2 protein-coding genes are annotated in these 3,569 nt (G+C 66.0%); both read right to left on the minus strand.

Annotated features, from left to right (window positions below; genetic code table 11):
- Positions 1-62 precede the first annotated feature (62 nt).
- Complete coding sequence (gene hutH, locus ACO6VM_RS19205) at positions 63-1,595, minus strand: histidine ammonia-lyase (RefSeq protein ID WP_390965753.1); 1,533 nt, start codon at positions 1,593-1,595, stop codon at positions 63-65.
- 108 nt (positions 1,596-1,703) lie between these two features.
- The gene (hutU, locus tag ACO6VM_RS19210; RefSeq protein ID WP_038706939.1) at positions 1,704-3,377 is read right to left on the minus strand and encodes a urocanate hydratase; all 1,674 of its coding nucleotides are present in this window, start codon (positions 3,375-3,377) and stop codon (positions 1,704-1,706) included.
- Positions 3,378-3,569: the final 192 nt, after the last annotated feature.

Here is a 3,569-nt window from a genome sequence, read left to right on the forward strand (position 1 = left end):
GGCTTCTTTTCCTCGCGCTGGTGGGGCGGGGGTTATTCCCTTCCTCCCCACCGATAGCGATATCACAGGCTTGGCAGGACGCCGGCCGGCAGCAGGCCGGTCAAGGTGCCTTTGGCCAGCAGCGCGGCGGCTGCCTCGATATCCGGCGAGAAGAAGCGGTCGCGGTCATAGTGCGGCACTTCACGGCGCAGAGCCTGACGCGCCTGCTCCAGCTTGGCGGAGGTCTTCAGGCCTTTGCGCAGGTCCAGGCCCTGGCAGGCACCCAACCACTCGATAGCGATCACGCCACGGGTGTTCTCGGCCATTTCCCACAGACGCTTGCCGGCAGCCGGAGCCATCGACACGTGGTCTTCCTGGTTAGCAGAAGTTGGCAGGCTGTCGACGCTGTGCGGGTGCGACAGCGCCTTGTTCTCGCTGGCCAGCGCGGCGGCGGTGACCTGGGCGATCATGAAGCCGGAGTTGACCCCACCGTTTTCCACCAGGAATGGCGGCAGCTGGGACATGTGCTTGTCCATCATCAGCGAGATGCGGCGCTCGCTCAGCGAACCGATCTCGGCGATGGCCAGGGCCAGGTTGTCGGCGGCCATGGCCACCGGCTCTGCGTGGAAGTTGCCACCGGAAATCACGTCGCCTTCGGCGGCGAATACCAGCGGGTTGTCCGACACGGCGTTGGCTTCGATGCCCAGCACTTCGGCGGCCTGGCGGATCTGGGTCAGGCAGGCGCCCATGACCTGTGGCTGGCAGCGCAGGGAGTACGGGTCCTGGACCTTGTCGCAGTTCTTGTGCGACAACGACACTTCACTGGAATCGCCCAGCAGGTCGCGGAAGCAGGCGGCGGTGTCGATCTGGCCACGCTGGCCACGCACTTCATGGATACGGGCGTCGAACGGCGAACGCGAACCCAGTGCAGCTTCAACGCTCAGGCCACCACAGGCGATGGCTGCGGCGTACAGGTCTTCGGCCTGGAACAGGCCGCGCAGGGCGTAGGCGGTGGAAGCCTGGGTGCCGTTGAGCAGGGCCAGGCCCTCTTTCGCGGCCAGGGTCAGCGGCTCCAGGCCGGCAACGGCCAGGGCCTCGGTAGCGTTCAGCCACTGGCCCTTGTAGCGGGCCTTGCCTTCGCCCAGCAGCACCAGCGACATGTGCGCCAGCGGGGCCAGGTCGCCGGAGGCGCCAACCGAACCTTTGAGCGGGATGTGTGGGTAGACTTCGGCGTTGACCAGGGCGATCAGGGCGTCGATGACTTTGCGGCGGATGCCGGAGAAACCACGGCTGAGGCTGTTGATCTTCAGCACCATGATCAGGCGCACCAGGTCGTCGTCCAGCGGCGCGCCGATACCGGCGGCGTGGGACAGCACCAGCGAGCGCTGCAGGTTTTCCAGGTCATGGCTGGCGATGCGGGTCGAGGCCAGCAGGCCGAAACCGGTGTTGATGCCGTAGGCGGTGCGGTCTTCGGCAATGATCTGCTCGACGCAGGCAACGCTGGCGTCGATGGCCGGCGCGGCGCTGGCATCCAGTTGCAGGCGCACGGGCGCGGCATGGATGGCGCGCAGCTGGGCCAGGGTCAGGGTGCCAGGCTTGAGGGTCAGTTCGGTCACTTCGCTACTCCAATCGCTTGTGGCCGCAGGCCCTGTGTTCAGGGTCCCCGCCGGCCACTTCTTGTTGTTCAGTATCACCCTTGTGGGGTGCGATCCAAAGCGCGGCAATCAGCCGGTGATCATTGGCAGGTCGAGGCCCTGCTCCTTGGCGCAGTCGATGGCGATCTGGTAACCGGCATCGGCATGGCGCATCACGCCGGTGCCCGGGTCGTTGGTCAGTACGCGGGCGATCCGCTCGGCCGCCTCGTCGGTACCGTCACAGACGATGACCATGCCCGAGTGCTGGGAGAAGCCCATGCCCACGCCACCGCCGTGGTGCAGCGAAACCCAGGTGGCGCCGCCTGCGGTGTTGAGCAGGGCGTTGAGCAGTGGCCAGTCGGAGACCGCGTCGGAGCCGTCGCGCATGGCTTCGGTTTCGCGGTTGGGGCTGGATACCGAGCCCGAGTCCAGGTGGTCGCGGCCGATGACGACCGGCGCCGACAGCTCGCCGCTGCGGACCATTTCGTTGAAGGCCAGGCCCAGCTTGGCGCGCAGGCCCAGGCCAACCCAGCAGATACGGGCCGGCAGGCCCTGGAAGCTGATGCGCTCGCGGGCCATGTCCAGCCAGCGGTGCAGGTGGGCGTCGTCCGGGATCAGCTCCTTGACCTTGGCGTCGGTCTTGTAGATGTCCTCGGCGTCACCGGACAGCGCAGCCCAGCGGAACGGGCCGACACCGCGGCAGAACAGCGGGCGGATATAGGCCGGAACGAAGCCTGGGAAGTCGAAGGCGTTGGCCACGCCTTCTTCCTTGGCCATCTGGCGGATGTTGTTGCCGTAGTCGAAGGTCGGGATGCCCTGCTTCTGGAAGTCGAGCATGGCTTGCACGTGCACGGCCATCGATTGCTTGGCGGCCTTGACCACGCCAGCCGGGTCGGTCACTGCGCGGTCGCGGTACTGCTCCCAGGTCCAGCCAGCTGGCAGGTAGCCGTTAAGCGGGTCGTGGGCGCTGGTCTGGTCGGTGACCATGTCCGGGCGTACGCCACGCTTGACCAGCTCTGGCAGGATTTCGGCAGCGTTGCCGTGCAGGGCGATGGAGATGGCCTTGCCTTCGGCGGTGTACTTGGCGATGCGGGCCAGGGCGTCGTCGAGGTCGGTGGCCTGCTCATCGACGTAGCGGGTTTCCAGGCGGAAATCGATGCGGCTCTGCTGGCATTCGATGTTCAGCGAGCAGGCACCGGCCAGGGTCGCGGCCAGTGGCTGGGCGCCGCCCATGCCGCCCAGGCCTGCGGTCAGTACCCACTTGCCTTTCAGGCTGCCGTTGTAGTGCTGGCGGCCGGCTTCGACGAAGGTTTCGTAGGTGCCCTGGACGATGCCCTGGCTGCCGATGTAGATCCAGCTGCCGGCGGTCATCTGGCCGTACATGGCCAGGCCCTTGGCATCCAGTTCGTTGAAGTGTTCCCAGTTGGCCCAGTGCGGTACCAGGTTGGAGTTGGCGATCAGCACGCGCGGGGCGTTGCTGTGGGTCTTGAACACGCCGACCGGCTTGCCCGACTGCACCAGCAGGGTTTCGTCGTCTTCCAGGCGGGTCAGGGTCTCGACGATCTTGTCGTAGCACTCCCAGTTACGCGCGGCACGGCCGATGCCGCCGTACACCACCAGTTCCTTGGGGTTTTCGGCGACCTGCGGGTCGAGGTTGTTCATCAGCATGCGCAGCGGCGCTTCGGTCAGCCAGCTCTTGGCGGTCAGCTTGTTGCCACGCGGGGCACGGATTTCAACGTCACGGTATTTGTTGTTGTCAGTCACGGGGATGTCCTCTGCGGTCATGCGACGGCATGTGTTTGTGTCGTGGTGCTATACAAACACATCTTTACTTGTATGTACAAGCATGGACAACCAAAAATTCCGGACCGTTCCTCCGAAATGCATCGCGGGGCAAGCCCGCTCCCACGCCCCCGGGGGGGGGGGAGGGGGGGGGGGGTGGGCAGAGGGGGGGAG

Source organism: Pseudomonas sp. GZD-209, from assembly GCF_049310485.1.
Classification (GTDB): domain Bacteria; phylum Pseudomonadota; class Gammaproteobacteria; order Pseudomonadales; family Pseudomonadaceae; genus Aquipseudomonas; species Aquipseudomonas sichuanensis.